The sequence below is a fragment of the Spirosoma jeollabukense genome (assembly GCF_054777855.1).
This window is the reverse complement of the sequence record NZ_BAAHAD010000125.1, coordinates 1-514: the sequence shown is the minus strand read 5'-3', so window position 1 is coordinate 514 and position 514 is coordinate 1. Positions and strand designations below refer to the sequence as shown.

Annotated in this window: 2 tRNA genes and 1 rRNA gene; all 3 read left to right on the top strand. The window is 50.8% G+C overall.

The annotated features are described in order from the left end of the window. A 16S ribosomal RNA gene (locus ACYVEA_RS34880) occupies positions 1 to 89 on the top strand; the annotation flags it as partial. A gap of 44 nt (positions 90 to 133) precedes the next feature. Continuing rightward, positions 134 to 207: transfer RNA gene (locus ACYVEA_RS34875), tRNA-Ile, on the top strand. Between the two features lie 16 nt (positions 208 to 223). After that, positions 224 to 297, top strand: a tRNA-Ala gene (locus tag ACYVEA_RS34870). The last annotated feature ends 217 nt before the right edge of the window (positions 298 to 514 follow it).

The following is a 514-nucleotide window of genomic DNA, read 5'->3' as shown; positions in this document are numbered from 1 at the left end:
GTGACAGCCGGGCAAGGGTAAACTCGGTGACTAGGGCTAAGTCGTAACAAGGTAGCCGTACCGGAAGGTGCGGCTGGAACACCTCCTTTTTGGAGCCATTATGAATAACCATTGATGTCAATATGCAAAGTCTGGGCTTGTAGCTCAGGTGGTTAGAGCGCTACACTGATAATGTAGAGGTCCGTGGTTCGAGTCCACGCAGGCCCACAGTAACAAGCATGAAGGGGGATTAGCTCAGCTGGCTAGAGCACCTGCTTTGCAAGCAGGGGGTCAACGGTTCGAATCCGTTATTCTCCACTTGAACCATTCGGGTTCATATGTTCTTTGACCTACAGGGAGAGACTGACTCATGATTGTGATGATCGTGAGTCAAGAGAACTAGGTTTGCCGTTGAGCAGCCTGTTTTTGATAGGTATTGAGTAAGAGTGTGGTCAACACACAGCAAAAGGGCGTCTGGGGGATGCCTAAGGCTTCTGATGGCGAGGAAGGACGTGGCAAGCGACGAAACATGACG